Raw genomic sequence first — 20212 nt, forward strand, 5'->3', positions numbered from 1 at the left:
GATACTCATGGCCACGCGCATTCGCATGACTTTTGAAAGGATTTTTGGATGGAAATCACTCGGCTTGTTCCTGATGAAACCGGCGCGGTCGCTTGGCCGACGCCTAGTGTGGACAGGAAATCCATTGTCACGGTCGGCGTGTTCGACGGCATGCATAAGGGCCATCAGGCGGTGATCGGACGCACTGTTGAATTGGCTCAAGCAAATGATTCCTTCTCCGTTGTGGTGATGTTCGACCGTCGTCCGGCAGCAGTGCATGGCTGGGCGAAAACGCATAACGGGGAAGACATGCCTGAGAACATGATCGATTCTGAGACTTTGTGCGGTGTGGACGAGCGTCTGCGCATATGCGAACAGTTGGGCGTCGATTATGTGATGGTCGTGCATTACACGCTGCCGTTCGCGGCGAAATCCTACCGTTTCTTCCTCGGCCAGATGGTCGGCAAACTGGGCATGCGTGGGCTGGTATTGGGCAAGGACGCGCAGATGGGCGCGAATCGTGAAGGCGATGTGCAGGCCATTGCGAATCTTGCCGCCGCAACCGGCGTGTTTGAACTGGAAATCGTCGACGATCGCGGGCCCGGCGAAACCCGTGTTCCGGCTGTGATCGTGCCGCAGGCTCCAAGCGGGGAGGGCGAGCCTTCCGATCCGCTGGCTGGCTTGAATAAGGCGGAACGTCGTGCATGGAGCAAGCGTAATCAAGCCAAGGCCGCACGCGTGTGGAGCTCCACGAATGTGCGCTACATGCTTTCGCAGGGGCGCATCAAGGATGCCAATGATGTGCTGGGCCACCCGCATAGCGTGGAAGGCGTCGTCGTGCACGGTGAAGAGCGTGGCCGGACCATCGGTTTCCCGACCGCCAATCTGGGCGATGCGATTGAAGGCTACCTGCCGGTTGACGGCGTGTATGCCGGCTGGCTGACCGATTTGGCAGTGGACGATAATGACGGGCTGAATCGTTGGCCAGCCGCGATTTCCATCGGCACCAAGCCGACCTTCAGCGAAGAAACCGACCTGCGGGATCGTGTGGTCGAAGCCTATGCCATCACCGATGAATGGCTGGACTTGTACGATCACAAGGTGCGCGTGGAATTCGTCGGATTCCTCCGTCCGCAAATCCGCTTTGACACGTTGGATGCGTTGACCGACACGTTGCGCGCCAACGTCGAACAAACCAAACGCCTCACTGCCGAACACTAATAATCACTTGTGCCCCTCCACCTGTCCCATCTCCGTCTCCCCGCCCCACAGCCGTCCTTTCCCTCCTGCAAGCATGACCGTTTTCAGGCCTTAAAACGGTCACATTTGCTGATGTGGGCGCACTCCTGCAGCAGATGTGACCGTTTTGAGGTCCTAAAACGGTCACTCTTGCTGATGGAGTGTGTTGTGGACTGCAGATGTGACCGTTTTCAGTGGGGGGATAGACGGTCACATGTACTAGAGGGATAGCGATTCCAAAGCGTCACGCAGGGAATTGACCTGGATGATGCGCAGGCCCGGAATCACGATATGCTTACGTAGCGGGGGAGTGACGGCGACGGTGAAGCCCAGACGGGTCGCTTCCCGCAGACGATATTCCAAACGCGGCACAGGGCGCACCTGACCGGTCAGCGAAATCTCGCCAATCGCGCACGTCGTACGCGCAATCGGCTTCGACTTGGCCGCGCTCGCCAGCGCAGCGACAATCGCGAGATCGCAGGCCGGCTCCTTCGCCAGTCCTCCGGCAATCGTCGAAACATACAAGTCGTTCGCCAACAAATTGACTTTGCCATGCCGGTACAGCACAGCCGTCAACATCGCAATGCGACTCGCGTCAACACCATTGACGGCGCGTCGCGGCGTCGGCAGTACCGACTTGGTTACCAACGCCTGCACTTCAATTGGCAGACTGCGATGTCCATCCAATGTGAATGTCACACATGTGCCCTCAACCTGCGGGTCACCGCCCGAAAGGAACAATCCCGACGGGTCGGTCACCTCTTCGATGCCTTCGCCGCTTATATCAAAGCAGCCGACCTCATCGGTCGGCCCGAAACGATTCTTCACCGCGCGCAATATACGCAACGCAGTCTGACCGTCACCTTCGAACTGGCACACCACATCAACCAGATGCTCCAACGTACGTGGGCCGGCGATTGAACCATCCTTTGTGACATGGCCAACCAACAGCACTGGAACATCAAGCGTTTTCGCCACATCGATTAGCGCGCTCGCCACTTCGCGCACCTGCGTGGAACCGCCAGAAATGCCATCAACATCTTGGGAGACAATCGTCTGCGCCGAATCCACAATGGCCAACGCTGGCTTATGCCGTTCGATCAGACCCAACACCGTAGCCAAATCAGTGGTGGAAGCCAGCAGCAGGTTCGGTTCCATCGCATCGATGCGAGAAGCGCGCATACGCACCTGCGCCTGCGATTCCTCTCCTGACAAATACAGCACGGTATTGCGTTCAAGCGCGCCCGCCTGTAAGCGCGCCACATTGCCGGCCGTTTCCAACAGCAGCGTCGACTTGCCGATACCAGGCTCGCCTGCGATAAGCGTCACCGATCCAGGGACGATACCGCCGCCAAGAATACGGTCGAATTCGTTGAACCCGGTCGGAATGCGGCGTACCGATTCCGCGCCGATATTCGTAATCGGCTGTGCGGCATCGCTTGCAAGCATCGCGGATTGCGCGCGCGTGCGGCCGGACGCAGCGACGCCTGCGCGCCCGCCTGCACGTGAACCGGTCCGAGATCCGGAGGACAGCATCGACGACGAACGAGCCTCATGAAATTCGTCGATAGAACCCCACTGCCCGCATTCAGGGCATTTTCCATACCATTTCGAGCCTGTCCATCCGCATTCCGAACACAGGTATTGCACGGGATTCTTTGTCATACATTCGAGCGTACGGGGGTTGACAGACATCATGTAGGGCGTCGCATGTGTGTGAAACAATCGGAGGCATGTCGAACACGCAAACTTCTTCTTCGCATGGCAAATTAATCGCTGTTGTCGTAACGGCTGCGGTCGTTGTGCTTCTTGCATTGGCGTCGGCCTTCGTGTGGCCGGGGTGGGCGTTGCATCAAGGATCTTCGAATGCGTCGACGCAGCAGACTTCCCAGCAGAAGGCCGAGAAGAAAGAGGCGACCACGCCGTCGATCGATGCCGTCGCATTGCCGGATGATGCCACTGCATTGCTGTCGTCGACGCCTGACAGCGTGTTGAATTTCGCACGTACTGATGCTCAGGCCACCACGTCGTGGCAGAGCGCGTCGCCGCTGGAAGAGTATACGGTTACGTATTCCACCGGTAAAGACGGTGAAGATGTGACGATGATTATGGCGCAGTGGTCGGATTCTGATTCCGCAAAGAAGCAGTACGATGCGCTTGCCGGCATGATGTCAGGTGACGCGTTGGCCGCTGGCAGCGTGAAGGTGTCGGGCAAGACGACGGGCAGCTACACCGTGCAGGAAGACGCGTCGGACGCCAATAAGGCTATCGCTTTGTGGCAGAACGATACGGTGGTGTTCCAGGTTACTGGTGCCAAGGATTCGGTGGAACGCTTCTACCAGAAATTCCCGCTGTAAATGTTGCTGGATTACGACATGTGATTGCGTACGATTTTGCATTTGCGGTGTCGTTCGTCCTCAAATGAGTGTAATATTAGGCAAGTTGCAAACTTTTCCCTTATATCAAGGATTGGAGGCTTCAGATGGGTTCCGTCATCAAGAAGCGTCGCAAGCGTATGAGCAAGAAGAAGCATCGCAAACTTCTGCGTAAGACTCGCCATCAGCGCAAGTAGTCTTCAAGCGCGTACGAAGCGCAGAAAAGCCCTGGAATCTGTGAGGATTTCAGGGCTTTTGTGTTTTCTGCTCGGGGTGTTGTTCCGACTGTCGCGTGGTCTGCCGTTTTATCTGCCATGCAGGTTGCCGTGTCGGTCGTCGGTCGCCGATTCTTGCCGTACAACAATGGTGGGCTGTCCGATTTTGGGCGGCCCACCATTGAAAACATGAAAAAATCACTTGTTGCCGTTGGTCATAACGCGCGGGCCGTTCGGGTCGCCGACGATGACCTTGTCGACCATGTTGAGGAACAGGCCGTGCTCGACAACACCGACGGTGTTGATCAGATCTTCGGCCAGCGCCTCCGGGTGGTCGATGCGCTCAAGATGCAGGTCGACGACATAGTTGTTTTCGTCGGTGCGCACCGGCTGTCCTTCGGCGTCGAGACGCAGGACCGGCTTGTAGCCCTTGGCTTCGAACTTGCGAACAACCTGGCCTGCGCCGAACGGAATGACTTCGACCGGCAGCGGGAACGCACCGATGGTGTCGACGATCTTGGATTCGTCGACGATCCATACGATCTTGTCGGAGTTGGTGGCCACGATCTTCTCCCACAGCAGGGCGGCGCCGCCACCCTTGATGCCGTTGAAGTTCTTGTCGACTTCGTCGGCGCCGTCGATTGTGATGTCGATGTGGTCAACATCATCGATGTCGACAATCTTGATGCCGTAGCCTTCGGCCTGTTCCTGAGTACGGCGGGACGTGGTGACGCCTGTGAACTGCAGTCCTTCCTCCTGCACGCGGCGGCCGAGTTCATCTACCAGGAAGCGCACGGTCGAGCCAGTGCCCAAGCCTGCGATCATGCCGTTTTGAATCAGCTTGGCGGCTTCGATGCCGGCCGCCTTCTTCAGCTCATCCTGCTGTGCCTTGTCCATAATGCTCCTTCAATGGGGAATTCTTTCGGGCTTACGCCGCGAAGACTGTTTCCTATCTTATCCGACGTGATGATTTGATGTGCAATCCAGAAGGGAAAATGTTCTTCCATGTTTGAAAATGTTTGTTTTTCACATATGTCGCACAGCAAACGGCGCATCGGTAATCACAATGGTGCCGTCGCCGTCCACATGGCCTTCAACCTGCACATATCCGCGAATAAGACGCGGACGTCCGTTATATGTCGGGCTTGATGATGGGGGAGGAGAGAATCGCAATGTGCCGGAAACCGTCAGCCCGGAATGCTTGGAGGCTGGTTTTGCCGCAGTTTCGGGGTGTTCGGATGCCATTGGCTGTGCAGCTTGCGCAGAGCGTGCAGCCGGTTCCGCGGATTGCTCTGACGATTCTGATTGTTCGCCTGATTTAACCAGTTGAGTGGCTTCTTCGGGTTCAATCGGTATCGTGCTGATTTCTGCGTCATCATTACTGGTGACATCATTCGATTCGGCATTGTCGATATTGGCGGCGTCATTATCGGCGGCATCATCAATCGTGACGGTGTCGGCAATCGTGTCGTCATCAATGCCGTCTTCGCTATTCTCTTCGAGGTCATCAGCTGGATATCCTTCCGGCTCAGCCAACATGTCGGCGATGTTGCGAGGCTTTACAGCGGCCATCGCGGCAGGCATCACCCTCGTTTCGCCGTCATGCGGCGAAAAACCGGCATCGTCATTGCCTCGCGCAAGATGATAGTCGGCATTGCTGATGCTGCCATCAAGCAGCATTTGCGCATCGGAAGGAATGTCAACGCCTGCGGCGTATTCGCTTGCCAGCAGTGACTGCCAGCCTTCCGGCGGCAGGTAGCCATCACGGGCCTTGGAACGGCAGCCAGATGCGTACGTACGGGCCAATTCGTCGACCTTCTCATTGCCGGCATTCCCTGCGTGGCCTTTCACCCATACGAATTTTACGCTGCCCTTGCGATTCGACAGCTCCGTATCAATCGCTTTGATCAGAGCCGCGTTCTTCACCGGTTTCTTCTGTGAATTCTTCCAGCCGTTCTTCTTCCAACCGTGCACCCATGTGGTCGAACAATTGATGGCGTACTGTGAATCGGTTTCGATAATAAGCGGCTCATTGCCGGGATGCGCTCGCAAAGCCTCCAAAACCGCGCACAATTCGCCGATTTGATTCGTGCCGTTGGTGGCGCCGCCCGCGTCGCAGTCGCCGGGATGCTGATGCTCATCAGACGAAGCCGTTGGAGAGCCGTGGTCCGCCCAAGCCCAGCCCATCGGGCCGTTCGGATTGCCCAGCGCGCTGCCGTCCGTAGATACCGTAATAGTCATGCTTCAACCCTAACGCACGGGGTGGCATCTTGTCTGATGGCGCCAAACGGCTTCATGATATGCGAAACCCCGCCGGGCGCTGGGCCGGGCGGGGTTTCATACGCATCCAGTCGATTGACTGGGATTGCGGAATCATTGGAGATTCATCGAATCATTCGCCAAGAGCCTTGTCGACGACTTCGGCGGCCTCTTCAAGTACCTTGTCGAGGGCTTCGGGGGATTCGAAGGACTCGGCGTACACCTTGTAGATGTTCTCGGTGCCGGACGGGCGCGCCGCGAACCAGTTGTTCTTGGTCGTCACCTTCAGTCCACCGATTTTCGCACCGTTGCCCGGGGCTTCGGTCAGCTTGGCTTCGATGTCTTCGCCGGCCAGTGTGGAGGCGGTCACGTCGTCGCCGGTCAGGGCGGCGAACTTGGCCTTCTGCTCCAGTGTGGTCGGCGTGTCGACGCGCTTGTACCAGCTTTCGCCGAAACGCTCGACCTGCTCGAGGTGCAGCTGGGCCGGGTTCTTGCCGGTCTTCGCGGTGATTTCCGCGGCCAGCAGATCAGGAATCAGACCGTCCTTGTCGGTGGTCCACACGCGGCCGTCACGGCGCAGGAAGCTCATGCCGGAGCTCTCTTCGCCGCCGAAGGCGACTTCGCCCTTGAACAGCGGGTCGACGAACCACTTGAAGCCGACCGGCACTTCGACCAGTTTGGCTCCGATGGATGCAGCGACGCGGTCGATCAGTGAGGAGGAGACCAGTGTCTTGCCGATGCCGGCGCCTTCCGGCCAGCTAGGACGGTTGCCGCCGAACAGGTATTCGACGCAGACGGCGATGTAGTGGTTCGGGTTCATCACGCCCCAGTTCGGGCAGACGATGCCGTGGCGGTCGGCGTCCGGATCGGTGCCGCCTACCAAGTCGTACTTGTCCCAAGCGCCGGCGTTGAGTTCATCCACGAGACCCTTCATCGCATAGGTGGAGGAGGGGTCCATGCGGATCTTGCCGTCATGGTCGATGGTCATGAAGCGCCAGGTCGGGTCGACTTCCGGGCGGACCACGTCGATGGACAGGCCGAACTTTTCGTTCATCAGCGGCCAGTAGTTGACGGAGGCGCCGCCGAGTGGGTCGATGCCCAGACGTACCCCGGAGGTGCGGATCAGGTCCATGTCGATGACATCGGCCAGGTCGGAGACGTAGTGGTCGCGATAGTCGAAGCCTTCGACGAGGTCGGACTTGATTGCTTCCTCGTATGGAATACGCTTGACGGATTTGAAGTCGCCGAGCAGTTCGTTGGCGCGTTCCGCGATGGCGTTGGTGACTTCGGCCGGCGCCGGGCCTCCGGTGACCGGGTCGTACTTGAAGCCGCCATCGGTGGGCGGGTTATGGGACGGGGTGACGACGATGCCGTCGGCCAGCCCCTCGCCGGTGAAGCGCTGGGAGCCGTCGGCTGCGCGGTTGTGGGTGAGGATGGCATGGGAGACCACCGGGGTCGGCACATAGTCGCCGCGGGAATCGATACGAACGTGCACGCCGTTGGCGACGAGCACCTCGATCGCGGTCTTCTGGGCCGGTTCGCTCAGCGCATGCGTATCGCGGCCGATATACAGCGGGCCGGTGACTCCGGCCTTCTTGCGGTATTCGGCGATGGCCTGTGTGATGGCGACGATATGGGCTTCGTTGAAGGAGATCTTCAGGGACGATCCGCGATGGCCGGAGGTGCCGAACGACACTCGCTGTGCCGGGATGGACGGATCGGGGACGATGTCGTAGTACTTGCCGATGACTTCGTCGACGTTGATCAAATCAGCTGGGGTGGCGGGCATACCCGCATTGTTTGCTACCATGACTCCATTCTGCCACGAAAACGGAATTTTTGTGCGTAAATGTTCGAAAATGTCATATATTCGCTATTGATGTTACGTAAATTCACCGTATGGTTTGTGTTGCGACAAGCCGGAGTTGTGTCCGGCGCGTCATCGGTGTATCTTTCATTCATCCGACTATTGCAGGGTTGCAAGTCTACAAGACGCAAGACCTGAGGAACGGCTCTTTTGCCGTACCTCAGGTCTTTTTTGTTGCCCGAATACCTTGCGATGACGAAGGAAATCAGGAGAGTAACTTTTACGGAAGGATTTTCGATGGCAGAATCAACCGCATCGCAAATCATCGACGCAATCGGAGGTGCACAGAACGTCCGTAGCCTGACGCACTGTGCGACGCGACTGCGTTTCGAGCTTGCCGACGCCGGTAAGGTCGATCAGAACCGGCTTGAGCACATGAAGGGCGTCCTCGGCGCGGTTCCGCAGAGCGGCGACCGTTACCAGGTCGTCATCGGCGGCGCCGTGGCCAGCATGTATGAGGAGATCATGCATCTGCCCGAAATGACGAATGCAGGCACGGCCGGTGCCTCCAAGAAGAGCGACGAGGGAATGTCCAACGCAGACGTGAAGGCCGCGGCCCGTGCCAAGGCCCGTGGCAAGGTCGCATGGCTGGATTCCTTCTTCGAGTACCTGTCCGACTCGTTCCGTCCGGTGCTGGGTGTGCTGTTGGGCGCATCCATCATCATCGCGATCGTCAACCTGCTCATCTCCCTCGGCGTGATCCCCAATGATGAGGCCTCCGCGTCCTGGGTGTTCATTAAGGCCATCTGGAAGGGCGTGTTCTACTTCCTGCCGATCATGGTCGCATACAACGCCTCCAAGAAGCTCAAGGTCGATCCGTGGCTGGGCGGCTCCATCATGGCAATGCTGCTCACCCCGCAGTTCCTGGGGCTGATGAATCAGGAGACCTATCCGGGCGTGACCACTTGCACCGTGAACGACGCCCTCGGCACCACCTCCTGCACCGCGAAGATCTTCGGTCTGCCGATGCTGCTGAGCGATTACAGCGGCAACGTGTTCGTGCCGTTGCTGATGGCCGCCGTGCTGGCGCTGGTCTACCACGGACTGAAGAAGATCATCCCGGACAGCGTGCAGCTCGTGTTCGTGCCGTTCTTCTCCATGATCATCGTCGGCTGCCTGACCGCCTTCCTGATCGGCCCGGTCGGCGTGTGGGTTGCCAACGGCCTCGGCATCGGTCTCGCATGGCTCAACACCAACGCCCCGTTCATCTTCGCCATCCTCATCCCGATGCTGTATCCGTTCCTGGTCCCGCTGGGCCTGCATTGGCCGTTGAACGCCCTGATGCTCATGAACATCCAGACGCTCGGCTACGACTTCATCCAAGGGCCGATGGGCGTGTGGAACTTCGCTTGCTTCGGCGCCACCGCCGGTGTGCTGGTGCTTTCCATACGCGACAAGGACAAGCTGATGCGTGAAACCTCGTTTGGCGCTTTGGCCGCGGGTCTGCTCGGCGGCGTGTCCGAACCGTCCCTGTATGGCATCCACCTGCGTTACAAGCTTGTCTACAAGCGCATGCTGATCGGCTGCGCCGTCGGCGGCGTCACCATCGCCGTGCTTGGCTGGCTGTTCCCGTCCGTCACCGAGAACGGCCTGACCGTGCATGGCGTGGCCACCTCCGCTTTCGCTTTCACCTCGCTGCTGACCATCCCGGTGTTCAACCAGATGTGGGTGTACGGCGTCTCCATCGCGGTCGCGTTCATCGTGTCCATGATGCTGATCATCACCTTCGACTACCGCACGCCTGAGCAGAAGGCCGAAGTGAAGGCTCGCGTTGCCGCTGAAGCCGCTGAGGCGGCGGCCGCCAAGGGCAAAGGCGAAACCGTTGCCGAAACCGCTCCGGCTGCCGCTGAAACCGTTGCTCCCGCATCCGCAGACGACGCTGCCGGTAAGCCGGCAGGAAAGTCCGTGGTCTGTGCCCCTGTTGCCGGCCATGTCATTTCTCTGGATGAAACCGGCGACCCGGTATTCGCCTCCCGCGCTCTCGGCGAGGGTGTCGGCGTCCAGCCATCCGAATCCACCGTTGTGGCCCCGGTTTCCGGTGTGCTGCAGACCGTGGCTGAAACCGGACACGCCTTCGGCATCAAAACCGATGACGGCGTGGAGGTCCTTGTGCATGTCGGCATCGACACCGTTAAGATGAACGGTGAAGGCTTCACTGTCGCCGTGTCCGCAAACCAGCGCGTCAATGCAGGCGATACACTGGTGCATGTCGACTTCGATAAGGTCAAGGCGGCAGGCTACAGCACCACTACGCTGATGACGGTGCTGAACACCGTGGCGTTCGCTTCGGTTGCTCCTCGCACTGACGTCGATGTGAAGGCCGGCGACCCGGTGCTCGAAGTGGAGCGCTGACGATGATGAAAGGTCCGGGTGCGCAACGTGGAAGTGTTACGCGTATTCAACAATAATGTCGTTCTTGCAAAAGACGGTGGCCAGGAAGTGATTCTGACCGGCCGCGGGCTCGGCTTCCAAGCCAAGCCGGGGCAGCATGTTGATGAAGAGAAAGTCATGAGGAAATTCGTTCCCTCCGACGGGCGTGACCCGGACCATATGGCGGAATTGCTTGCCTCGATTCCGCCGGAAATCGTACGTCTGGTATCTGATGCCATGGCGCGCGCGGGGCTCGCCGAACAGGCCGAGCACACTCCCTCGCTCGTCATGGCATTGGCCGACCACATGTGCAGCGCCATTAAACGCGCGCATGACGGCATCACCATCGAATACCCGTTGGAGGCGGAAGTACGCTTGTTGTATGCGGACGAATACGCCAAAGGCGAGGCCATCGTCGCGGGAATGAACACCTATCTGCAAGGCCTTCTCCCGCACAGCGAGGCCGTGGCAGTCGCCATGCATCTGGTCAATGCCGGCTTCGCAACAGGCGATCTTTCCAACACGTATGTCATGACGGGAATCATCCAGCAGATCCTCGTCGTAATCGAATCCGCATACAACGTCGAATTGAATCAGCATAGCGTCAATGTGGGGCGTTTCATCACGCATCTGCGCTATCTGTTCGTGCGCATTCACCAGCATCGTCAGCTCGCCGCCGAACCTGAGCTGATCGTCGATTCAATCCGGCAATCCTATCCGGAGGCGACGGATTGTGCGCGGCGCATCGCGTCAATTATTAATGTGAGACTTGGCGCCGCCCTTACCGAAGACGAAACCGCATATCTGACGTTGCACGTTGCGCGCGTCGTCGCCGACGCACGGCGCAACGCCGCACAATAAAATCGCATAATACAAAATGCGTCAATGCAAATCGTGTAATGCAATCACACAACATCAATCGCAAAAGGACGCAATGCATTGCAGTATTGCGGCCTTGAATATTGAGGTGTGTAATCATTGTCATGCAGATTCAGTGATTGCTGATCATCGCTGATTACCGCAGACTACTGCTGCTTGTTATTTGCGATGTCGCTGATGACGTCGTCGGTAAGCGGTGGCATCACACCAGTCATATAGCCGTTTTCGGCGGAAGCGGGAACGCCTTCGGGAATGCGCACGCACAAAGCCTCACGTTCCACCGAAAAACGCAAGTGCCGAGACTGAGGCAGCATATCGCCATCCACCTCAACCGGATACGGCTTCTCCGACACGATTTCCGCGCTGATGCCAGGAATCTGATCAATCGTGGAATTCGTCGACAGCGGACTTTGCTGCGCCTTGCCGGTAACGGTCTGGTGCACGACGTCGCCGAAAAGATTCGCCCAGCCAATAATGCCGCCGGAAGTGTCGATGATTTCGAAATCCAGCACGCCGTCGTTGTAGGAAGCTTCGGGCATCAGCGAAAACACCGGAATCTCGCCGCAATTGCCGGCCATAAACGTGCGGAAAGCCAAACCCTTAATCGTGCGCGAATCGCCATTCGGCGCGGTAATCGTCACATCGCCGCGATACTTGGGGGCGAACAAATGCTTGACGGCGCCGAAGAAATACGCCATCCAACTGATGTTCTTCTTCAATTCAGGGTCGGTGTTATCGATCATTGCCGCATCAAAACCGACGCCGGCAATAATAAGAAACGCGTGGCCGTGATCGGAATCCTCATCCAACAATTCCACGCGGCCCACATCGACCAAACGTGAACCATGCGACGTAGCTACGGTCAGTGCTGCATCGACGTCGTCCACCGGAATGCCCATATTGCGGGCGAACAGATTGCCGGTGCCGATCGGAATAATGCCCATGGCGTGGCCGGTATTGGAAAGCGCGCTCGCTACCGTGCGCACCGTGCCGTCGCCGCCGACTGCGACAACGACGTCGGCCCCCCATTCGAGCGCCTCTTTGGCGCATTCACGGCCACTTTTATCAAGCTTCGTTTCAATGAACTTGATATCGGTAATGTCTTTTTCTTCGCAAAACCGCTCGATGCGCTTGCGATACCGGTCGGCCTGCGGCTTCGAAGGGTTGATGATGAAAGCGTATCGTACTTGATCGTCATCCCGCTGATTAAGCGTTAAAGCCCTTTTGCGGCGCTGATATGCGCGTATGGCAAAGGTCGCGGCGGCAATGATAAGAAGCGCTGCGATAACAAGCAAGGTAATGACGGTAGGAGTGGGCATGCGTCCTATTGTTATGCATATGCTGGAAAAAAGCTGAATAACAATCTCGATCTTTGACGAAATATGCACGATGACGGACGCATTGAGGGTGCGAAGCGGTGCAACGATGCCATTTGGACAAAATAATTTAGGCTGTCGGCTTACGGCATTAATCTAAGGAGCATGCTTGATATTCAATTCATCCGTGAACATGCTGACGTGGTTAAGGAATCGCAGCGTAAGCGCGGCGAATCCGTTGAACTGGTTGACGAAGTGCTGCGCTCTGATGAGGTTCGTCGTTCCGCGCTGAAGGAATTCGAAGCGGCGCGTGCCGAACAGAAGGAAATCGGCAAGAAGGTCGCCGCGGCCCCGGCCGAGGAAAAGGCTGCGCTGATCGCGCAGACCAAGGAACTGTCGCAGCGCGTGTCCGAATACAAGGCCACCGCCGATGCTGCGGCTGAAGAATACACGACCGCCATGTGGAAGCTGTCGAACATCGTTGAGGACGAAGCTCCGGAAGGCGGCGAAGATGATTACGTCGTCGTCAAGAAGGTCGGTCAGATTCGTGACTTCGCCGCTGAAGGCTTCGAACCGAAGGATCATCTGACACTCGGCACCGGCGTCGCCGGCATCGATATGCGTCGTGGCGTCAAGGTCTCCGGTTCCCGTTTCTACTTCCTGCGCGGCGCTGTGGCCCGTATGCAGATCGCCATGCTGACCATGGCCGTCGATCAGGCAGAAGAACACGGCTTCACGCTGGCCGTCACCCCGACGCTGGTGCGTCCGGAAGTGATGCGCGGCACCGGCTTTCTGAACTCACATGCGGACGAAATCTACCGTCTGCGTGAGCCGGACGAGCAGTATCTGGTCGGCACCTCCGAGGTCGCACTGGCCGGCATGCACGCCGACGAAATCCTCGATCTGGGCAACGGCCCGCTGCGCTATTGCGGTTGGAGCTCCTGCTACCGCCGTGAAGCCGGCGCCGCAGGCAAGGACACCTCCGGCATCATCCGTGTACATCAGTTCGACAAGGTGGAGATGTTCGTGTACGCGAAGCAGGAGGATGCTCGCGCCGAACACCAGCACCTGCTGGAAATGGAGCAGGAGATGCTCGGCAAAGTCGAAGTGCCGTATCGCATCATCGACACCGCTGCAGGCGATCTGGGTTCTTCCGCCGCTCGTAAGTTCGACTGCGAGGCCTGGGTGCCGACGCAGGGCCGTTACCGTGAGCTGACCTCCACCTCCAACTGCACCGAATATCAGGCACGTCGTCTGAACGTCCGTGAGCGTATGGAAGATGGCGGTACCCGCCCGGTTTCCACGTTGAACGGTACGCTGGCCACCACCCGTTGGCTGGTCGCCATTATGGAGAACCATCAGCAGGCCGACGGTTCCATCGAGATCCCGAAGGCTATGCGTCCGTACATGGGCGGTAAGGAAGTCATCGAGCCGACCAAGTGGGAAGCCTGAGTTTTCTTGTCTTTCCTGTATGTTGCGCGGCGTGTTCCTCTCGGTGGTGTCGACTTCCGGATGAGCGTGGTACACTGAACACTTGTGCGTTGGTCGTTTGCCCGCAAGCGTAAACGCACATCAAGGATAGGTGTCCGAGCGGTCTAAGGAGACGGTCTTGAAAACCGTTGAAGCGCAAGCTTCCGCGAGTTCGAATCTCGCCCTATCCGCCATGTAGCCCTTGGCTGGGTGTGTTCCCGGTCAAGGGCTTTTTGCATTGAAAAACGTAGCATTGGTGCGTTATTGCTGCTGACGGAATGTTTTTTGGGTGTGTCTGATAGGTGTCGTTTACATATAAACTGCGGAAATTTTTGTTTTTTTCCCGCTGGTTTTGATAGCGGCACGCGAAGAAATGCGTTTATTGTTAGTGAAGTTGACATTTGTTGGGCGGGCACATATACTGTTAATCAGTTGCCACAAGGCAGTGGCAGTGATTCTCACGTAAAGGAGCGGAGATGAACAGTAATAACAAGCGTTTTATGACCGCGCTGGCGTCTGTTGCAGTGCTCGGCATCGCACTGTCCGGCTGCGGTGGCGGCGGGGATACGAACGATGCGAATAATACCGCCAGCGATGGCCCGATCGAATTGACCTACATGCATCGTCTGCCGGACAATGAAGGTATGACCTTGGTCAACGACATCGTTGCTGAATGGAACGAAGCTCATCCGGATATTCACGTCACCGCCACCAAGTTCGATGGTAACGCTTCCGATATGATCAAGAAGCTTGAAACTGACGTCAAGGCCGGTGAAGCTCCGGATATGGCCCAGATTGGCTACTCCGAAGTTCCTGAGGTCTTCAACAAGGGCATGCTGCAGGATGTGAGCGAATATGCCGATCAGTATAAGGATGATTTTGCGGCCGGCGCATACGCAATGATGCAGGTGAATGGCAAGACTTACGGTCTTCCGCAGGATACCGGTCCGTTGACTTACTTCTACAATGAGGCGGAATTCGAGAAGCTGGGCATCACGGTTCCGCAGACCGCGGACGAGCTGATCGAGACGGCGAAGAAGACCGCCGCTCAGGGCAAGTACATCATGAGCTTCCAGCCTGATGAGGCCATGATGATGATGTCTGGGCAGGCTGGCTCTGCTGGCGCTTGGTACACCGTCAAGGATGACGCTTGGGTTGTGAACACCGAAACCGATGGCTCCAAGGCCGTTGCTGATGTGTATCAGCAGCTGCTCGACGCCAAGGCGGTTACCACCAACCCACGTTGGGACGCTTCTTTCGATGCTTCTCTGCAGGACGGCAGCCTGATCGGCACCGTGGCCGCCGCTTGGGAGGCCCCGTTGTTCATCGACTCCACCGGTGGCACCGGTGCGGGCGATTGGCGTGTCGCTCAGCTGCCTGACTGGTTCGGCAATGGTACTGGCACTGGTGCCGACGGTGGTTCCGGCGTGGCCGTGATGAAGGACTGCGAGCATCCGAAGGAAGCCATGGAGTTCCTTGACTGGTTCAACACCCAGGTTCCGGAACTGGTTTCCCAGGGTCTGGTTGTGGCAGCTACCACTGAAGATGCCGCAACTCCTCAGGATTGGCTGGATTTCTTCGGTGATCAGGACGTTATGGCTGAGTTCAAGACCGCTAACGACAATATGACCGAATTCAACTACATCCCGGGCTTCTCCGCAGTCGGAACCGCAATGACCGAGGCCGCTGCCAAGGCCGTTGACGGATCCGGTACTGTTGCCGATATCTATGCGGCAGCGCAGAAGACTTCAGTTGAAACGCTGAAGAACTACAACCTGTCTGTAGCTGAGTAATGATGTGTCGTCGTATCGAACGCGACGCATTCGATACGACGACACGCGGAGTAATGTTCCGTTCATGAGCGTGGAAAGGGTCAGGGCAACGGACGCTCTGGCCCTTTTTCTACGAAGCGATGTGCCTTCCCGATGATTTGAAAGATAGGTCACGATATGACTGCAACAACACATAACGCGAAAACGGGCGCAGCGAAGCGTCCGAAGGCGGCAAAGCGTTCGGACGCCGCCAAGCGTGAAAGCCGCGCAGGGTGGGCATTCATGGCGCCATTCGCCATCATGTTCGCACTGGTATTCGTTCTGCCCATCCTATGGGCCGTTTACAACAGCTTCTTCCGTCAGATTTCCGAGGGCGGCGGCGCCTACGGTGGCGGCGAGCTGGTCAATAAATTCGTCGGACTGGAAAACTTCAAGTATGCCGTAACATCCACCGCGTTCTGGGCTGGTACCGGCAGGGTGTTGGTCTACACTTTGTTCCAGGTGCCGATCATGATCATCGCGGCTCTGGTTCTGGCCATGCTGATTGATTCCTTCATCGTCAAGCACGTCACTGGATTCCGTCTCGGCTACTTCCTGCCGTACGCGATTCCGGGCGTCGTGGCCTCCATCATCTGGGTCTACCTGTATAACGGCCAGATCTCCCCGATTGTCAAGGGCTTGGCTGCAATCGGCATTAACGTCGACTTCTTTACTCCGAGCTTGGAACTTCCCGCGATGGCCAACATCACCACCTGGACTTTCACCGGTTACAACATGCTGATCTTCCTGGCCGCGCTGCAAGCCATCCCGCATGATCTGTATGAGGCCGCCCGCATCGACGGCGCCTCCGGATGGCAGATCGCCTGGCGCATCAAGCTGCCGAACGTGCGTGCGGCAGCCCTGCTGGCCATGCTGCTGTCCATTGTCGGCACCATCCAGCTGTTCAATGAGCCGCAGATCATGCAGACGGCCGATCCGGGCATTTCCGATTCATATACGCCGATGATGATGGCCATGAACACATCACGCGGCACCCTGACTCCGAGTGGCGACGGCCCCGCGTCCGCCATCGCCATCGTCATGGCCTTGATCGCAGGTATTCTCGCTGTGCTGTACACGCTGGCTGAAAGGAAGGTGAATGCAGAATGAGCATCGCAACCCGTAATATGACGCCGCAACAGCGCGCCGAATATCGCAAGCGCAGGAAGGCCGATAGGATTCGTGACGCGCATGCCAACGATCTGCCTCGTTCCATGCAGCCGAAGACCTACATCAAGGTACTCACCTTCATCGTCCTGCTGCTGGTCTTCATCTACTTCCTGTTCCCGATCTACTGGGCACTGATCGCCTCCACCAAGACCCCCTCGCAGATGACGGGCAGCAACGGCCTGTGGTTCGCGGTAAGCCTTCAGGAACTGCCTGACGCCATCGCCAGGAACTATGCGAAGCTGCTTGGCTTGACCAAGGGCCAGTTCTGGCGCTGGGTGCTGAATTCCTTGGTGTATTCCGGAGCTTCCGCCCTGATCGGTACACTGCTGTCGGTCATGGCCGGCTACGCTACGGCGAAGTTCAACTTCCGTGGCAAGAATGCCGCCATTGGCGTCGTCATGGCCTGCATGCTGATGCCGGCGGCCTTGCTGACCATCCCGCAGTATTCGATTTTCCATGCGCTGCACCTGACCAACACGATGCTGTCCATCATTATCCCGTGTTGCGTCAGCCCATTCGGCTTCTTCCTGGGCCGCGTGTACGCGCAGACCTCCGTGCCTGACGAACTGTTGGAAGCCGCCCGCATCGACGGTGCCAGTGAAGCCCGAATCTTCTTCACGATAGTGCTGCGCCTGCTGGCCCCGGCCATGGTGACGATCTTCCTCTTCCTGTTCGTTTCGACCTGGAACAACTTCCTGCTTCCGCTGATGATGGTGTCGTCCGACGAACTGAAGCCGGTGACGCTCGGCCTGTACGGCATGGTGTCGTACGCACTGTTCAACGAACGAGGCGCACTGATGATGGGCGCATTGCTCGGTGTGCTGCCGGTGATCGTGCTCTTCCTCGGCCTGCAACGATACTGGCAGGCGGGCCTGGCGGCAGGTGCCGTCAAGGGCTGACGACTCGAAGGGCCGCGGAATATAAACCGCGGCCCGATTTATCTCAGTACATAATGATCGACTGTATTGCAGCGATGCACAAAAAAGGAGAACCTATTCATGACGACAGGACGCTTCACCATTCCCAGCGAAGAGAATTTCGCTGAGAAAACCAAGGAACTCGCCGAACTGTGGGGGGCAGACGCCATCCGCAACTCCGACGGCACCCATCTCGACGACGCCGTACGTGCGCTCGGCAAGAAGATCTACAGTGCATATTTCCCGACCCGTGCCCACAATGAGTGGATCACCCTGCACATGGATGAAACGCCGCAGGTATACCTGCTGACCGACCGAATCCTCGCCGGAAGCGACGCTGTCGACATTCCGCTGATGGACGGTTTCTACGAGGAACAGCTCAAGCCGAACCGCGACGCAGACCCGCATAAGTATTGGGAAGTCGTGGATCGCACCACTGGCGAAGTCGTGCCTACGGACGCTTGGACGTTGGACGGAAATGAAGACATCGTTCACGTGCTCGGCGCAACGCCGATGCACGAGTACACCGCATCCTTCCTCGCCTACATCATTTGGGATCCGGTCGAGATGTACAACCATCTGACCAATGATTGGGGCGACAAGGAACACGAAATCCCGTTCGACATCTATCACGAGAAGACCCGCGAATTCGTGATGGAAACCTTCCACAAGTGGCTGGAAGAAAATCCTGATACCGATGTGGTCCGTTTCACCACCTTCTTCTACCAGTTCACGCTGCTGTTCGACCAGAAGCATCGTGAAAAGATCGTCGACTGGTTCGGTTGTGCCTGCACGGTTTCTCCCAAGGCTCTTGACGACTTCGAAGCGCAGTATGGCTATCGTCTGCGTCCGGAAGACTTCGTGGACGGCGGCAGCTACAACTCCGCATGGCGTGTGCCGCGCAAGGAGCAGCGCGATTGGATCGACTTTCTCTCCAGCTTCGTGCGTGCCAACGTCAAGCATCTCGTTGACGAAACCCATGCCGCCGGCAAGGAAGCGATGATGTTCCTCGGCGACCAGTGGATCGGCACCGAACCGTATAAGGACGGTTTCGGCGATCTCGGCCTCGACGCCGTGGTCGGCTCCATCGGCGACGGCACCACCACCCGTATGATCGCCGACATCCCGGGCGTCAAGTACACGGAAGGCCGCTTCCTGCCATACTTCTTTCCGGACACCTTCTACGAGGGCAACGATCCGAGCATCGAAGGCCTTGACAACTGGCGTAAGGCCCGCCGTGCAATCCTGCGCAGCCCGATCTCCCGCATGGGCTACGGCGGATACCTCTCCTTGGCGGCCAAGTTCCCGAAGTTCGTCGACACCGTCACCCATATCGCCGACGAATTCCGCGATATTCACGACCGTACCAACGGCGTCGCAGCCGAAGGCGAACTCAACGTCGCAATCCTGAACTGTTGGGGCAAGATGCGCTCCTGGATGGCATTCACCGTCGCCCACGCACTACCCAACAAGCAAACCTATTCGTATTACGGCATGCTCGAAGCCCTTTCCGGCATGCGTGTCAACGTGCGATTCATCAGCTTCGACGACGTGCTTGAACACGGCATCGATGCGGACATCGACGTCATCATCAACGGCGGTCCCGCAGGAACCGCCTTCTCCGGTGGTGACGCCTGGGCCGATCCGCGACTGCAGGAAATCATCCGCGCATGGGTTCGCGAAGGAGGCGCGTTCGTCGGCGTCGGCGAACCAACTTCCACCGGCGTGTTCCGCAACGGCCGCTTCTTCCAGTTGGCCGACGTGCTCGGCGTGGACGAAGAACGCTTCCAGACCCTGTCGGTCGACAAGTACTTCCCGGCCACGACTCCGGAACATTTCATCACCGCCGACGTGCATCTGGATGAAGGCGTGCTTGAGGCGGCCGAAAAGGCCGGCCGTGCAGGCAACCTCAGCGGTTGCGGCGGCGGTTACGGCCTCGGTGAAGTCGGAGGCATCGACTTCGGCGAAGTCGTGGCGAATACGTATCCGATCAACGAGAACGTGACGCTGATTCGCGCCGACAAGGGCGAAGTGCAGCTGGCCGTCAACGAATATGGCAAGGGTCGTGGCGTGTACGTCTCCGGACTGCCATACTCGGCAGCGAATGCGCGCCTGCTGGAACGCATCCTGTTCTACGTGAGCCACAACGAAGACAAGTATGACGCATGGAGCTCCAGCAACCCGGAGTGCGAAGTCGCCTACTTCCCGCAATCGCACACGTATTGCGTCATCAACAACACCGACAAGCCGCAGATCACCACCGTCCACACGGCAAACGGTGAATCGGAAACCTTCGAGCTCGAATCCAGCGCCATCGCATGGCGCGAGGTATGAACCAACCCCTC

15 protein-coding genes and 1 tRNA gene are annotated in these 20212 nt (G+C 57.9%); 11 read left to right on the forward strand and 5 right to left on the reverse strand.

Annotated elements, in window-relative coordinates:
* Nucleotides 1–48 precede the first annotated feature (48 nt).
* A complete protein-coding gene (gene ribF, locus AC1AWD_RS01075; RefSeq protein ID WP_476563228.1) occupies nucleotides 49–1200 on the forward strand; it encodes a bifunctional riboflavin kinase/FMN adenylyltransferase in 1152 nt (383 codons plus the stop codon).
* Nucleotides 1201–1437: 237 nt separating this feature from the next.
* On the opposite strand, the gene radA is transcribed toward ribF, so the two are convergent.
* Nucleotides 1438–2883 (reverse strand): DNA repair protein RadA, encoded by a 1446-nt coding sequence (gene radA / locus AC1AWD_RS01080; protein WP_476563229.1) that lies wholly within the window; start codon nucleotides 2881–2883, stop codon nucleotides 1438–1440.
* Between the two features lie 68 nt (nucleotides 2884–2951).
* On the opposite strand from radA, the gene AC1AWD_RS01085 reads away from it, so the two are divergent.
* Nucleotides 2952–3575, forward strand: a complete 624-nt coding sequence (locus AC1AWD_RS01085; protein WP_476563230.1) for a hypothetical protein — start codon at nucleotides 2952–2954, stop codon at nucleotides 3573–3575.
* A 125-nt stretch (nucleotides 3576–3700) separates the two neighbouring features.
* The gene (locus tag AC1AWD_RS01090; RefSeq protein ID WP_004268639.1) at nucleotides 3701–3790 is read left to right on the forward strand and encodes a 30S ribosomal protein bS22; all 90 of its coding nucleotides are present in this window, start codon (nucleotides 3701–3703) and stop codon (nucleotides 3788–3790) included.
* A 216-nt stretch (nucleotides 3791–4006) separates the two neighbouring features.
* On the opposite strand, the gene rpiA is transcribed toward AC1AWD_RS01090, so the two are convergent.
* The 3 genes from rpiA to pgm all read right to left on the reverse strand — a co-directional run bounded on the left by rpiA (nucleotide 4007) and on the right by pgm (nucleotide 7877).
* Nucleotides 4007–4705 carry a ribose-5-phosphate isomerase RpiA gene (gene rpiA / locus AC1AWD_RS01095; protein WP_476563231.1) on the reverse strand — a complete coding sequence of 233 codons (699 nt, stop codon included), beginning with the start codon at nucleotides 4703–4705 and terminating at the stop codon, nucleotides 4007–4009.
* A gap of 129 nt (nucleotides 4706–4834) precedes the next feature.
* Nucleotides 4835–6049: a ribonuclease H family protein gene (locus AC1AWD_RS01100; RefSeq protein WP_476563232.1), complete on the reverse strand. Its 1215-nt coding sequence runs from the start codon at nucleotides 6047–6049 to the stop codon at nucleotides 4835–4837.
* 151 nt (nucleotides 6050–6200) lie between these two features.
* A complete protein-coding gene (gene pgm, locus AC1AWD_RS01105; RefSeq protein ID WP_476563233.1) occupies nucleotides 6201–7877 on the reverse strand; it encodes a phosphoglucomutase (alpha-D-glucose-1,6-bisphosphate-dependent) in 1677 nt (558 codons plus the stop codon).
* Between the two features lie 294 nt (nucleotides 7878–8171).
* Between pgm and AC1AWD_RS01110 the strand changes: the two genes are divergently transcribed.
* Both AC1AWD_RS01110 and AC1AWD_RS01115 read left to right on the forward strand, forming a co-directional pair.
* Nucleotides 8172–10286, forward strand: coding sequence for a glucose PTS transporter subunit IIA (locus AC1AWD_RS01110; RefSeq protein ID WP_476563234.1), 2115 nt, complete (start codon nucleotides 8172–8174; stop codon nucleotides 10284–10286).
* A 27-nt stretch (nucleotides 10287–10313) separates the two neighbouring features.
* Complete coding sequence (locus AC1AWD_RS01115; RefSeq protein WP_476563235.1) at nucleotides 10314–11165, forward strand: PRD domain-containing protein; 852 nt, start codon at nucleotides 10314–10316, stop codon at nucleotides 11163–11165.
* 164 nt (nucleotides 11166–11329) lie between these two features.
* On the opposite strand, the gene AC1AWD_RS01120 is transcribed toward AC1AWD_RS01115, so the two are convergent.
* Nucleotides 11330–12502 (reverse strand): diacylglycerol/lipid kinase family protein, encoded by a 1173-nt coding sequence (locus AC1AWD_RS01120; protein ID WP_476563236.1) that lies wholly within the window; start codon nucleotides 12500–12502, stop codon nucleotides 11330–11332.
* A 162-nt stretch (nucleotides 12503–12664) separates the two neighbouring features.
* Between AC1AWD_RS01120 and serS the strand changes: the two genes are divergently transcribed.
* From serS to gnpA, 6 genes are all read left to right on the forward strand, one after another.
* Entirely contained in the window at nucleotides 12665–13951 is a 1287-nt protein-coding gene (serS, locus tag AC1AWD_RS01125) for a serine--tRNA ligase (protein ID WP_476563237.1), read from the forward strand.
* A 124-nt stretch (nucleotides 13952–14075) separates the two neighbouring features.
* Nucleotides 14076–14163 (forward strand) — tRNA-Ser (locus AC1AWD_RS01130).
* Between the two features lie 282 nt (nucleotides 14164–14445).
* Nucleotides 14446–15762 carry an ABC transporter substrate-binding protein gene (locus AC1AWD_RS01135; RefSeq protein ID WP_476563238.1) on the forward strand — a complete coding sequence of 439 codons (1317 nt, stop codon included), beginning with the start codon at nucleotides 14446–14448 and terminating at the stop codon, nucleotides 15760–15762.
* Nucleotides 15763–15918: 156 nt separating this feature from the next.
* A complete protein-coding gene (locus AC1AWD_RS01140) occupies nucleotides 15919–16890 on the forward strand; it encodes a carbohydrate ABC transporter permease (RefSeq protein WP_476563239.1) in 972 nt (323 codons plus the stop codon).
* A gap of 17 nt (nucleotides 16891–16907) precedes the next feature.
* Nucleotides 16908–17849, forward strand: coding sequence for a carbohydrate ABC transporter permease (locus AC1AWD_RS01145; RefSeq protein WP_476564509.1), 942 nt, complete (start codon nucleotides 16908–16910; stop codon nucleotides 17847–17849).
* Between the two features lie 99 nt (nucleotides 17850–17948).
* Complete coding sequence (gene gnpA, locus AC1AWD_RS01150; protein WP_476563240.1) at nucleotides 17949–20201, forward strand: 1,3-beta-galactosyl-N-acetylhexosamine phosphorylase; 2253 nt, start codon at nucleotides 17949–17951, stop codon at nucleotides 20199–20201.
* The last annotated feature ends 11 nt before the right edge of the window (nucleotides 20202–20212 follow it).

The organism is Bifidobacterium sp. LH_512 (assembly GCF_056356435.1).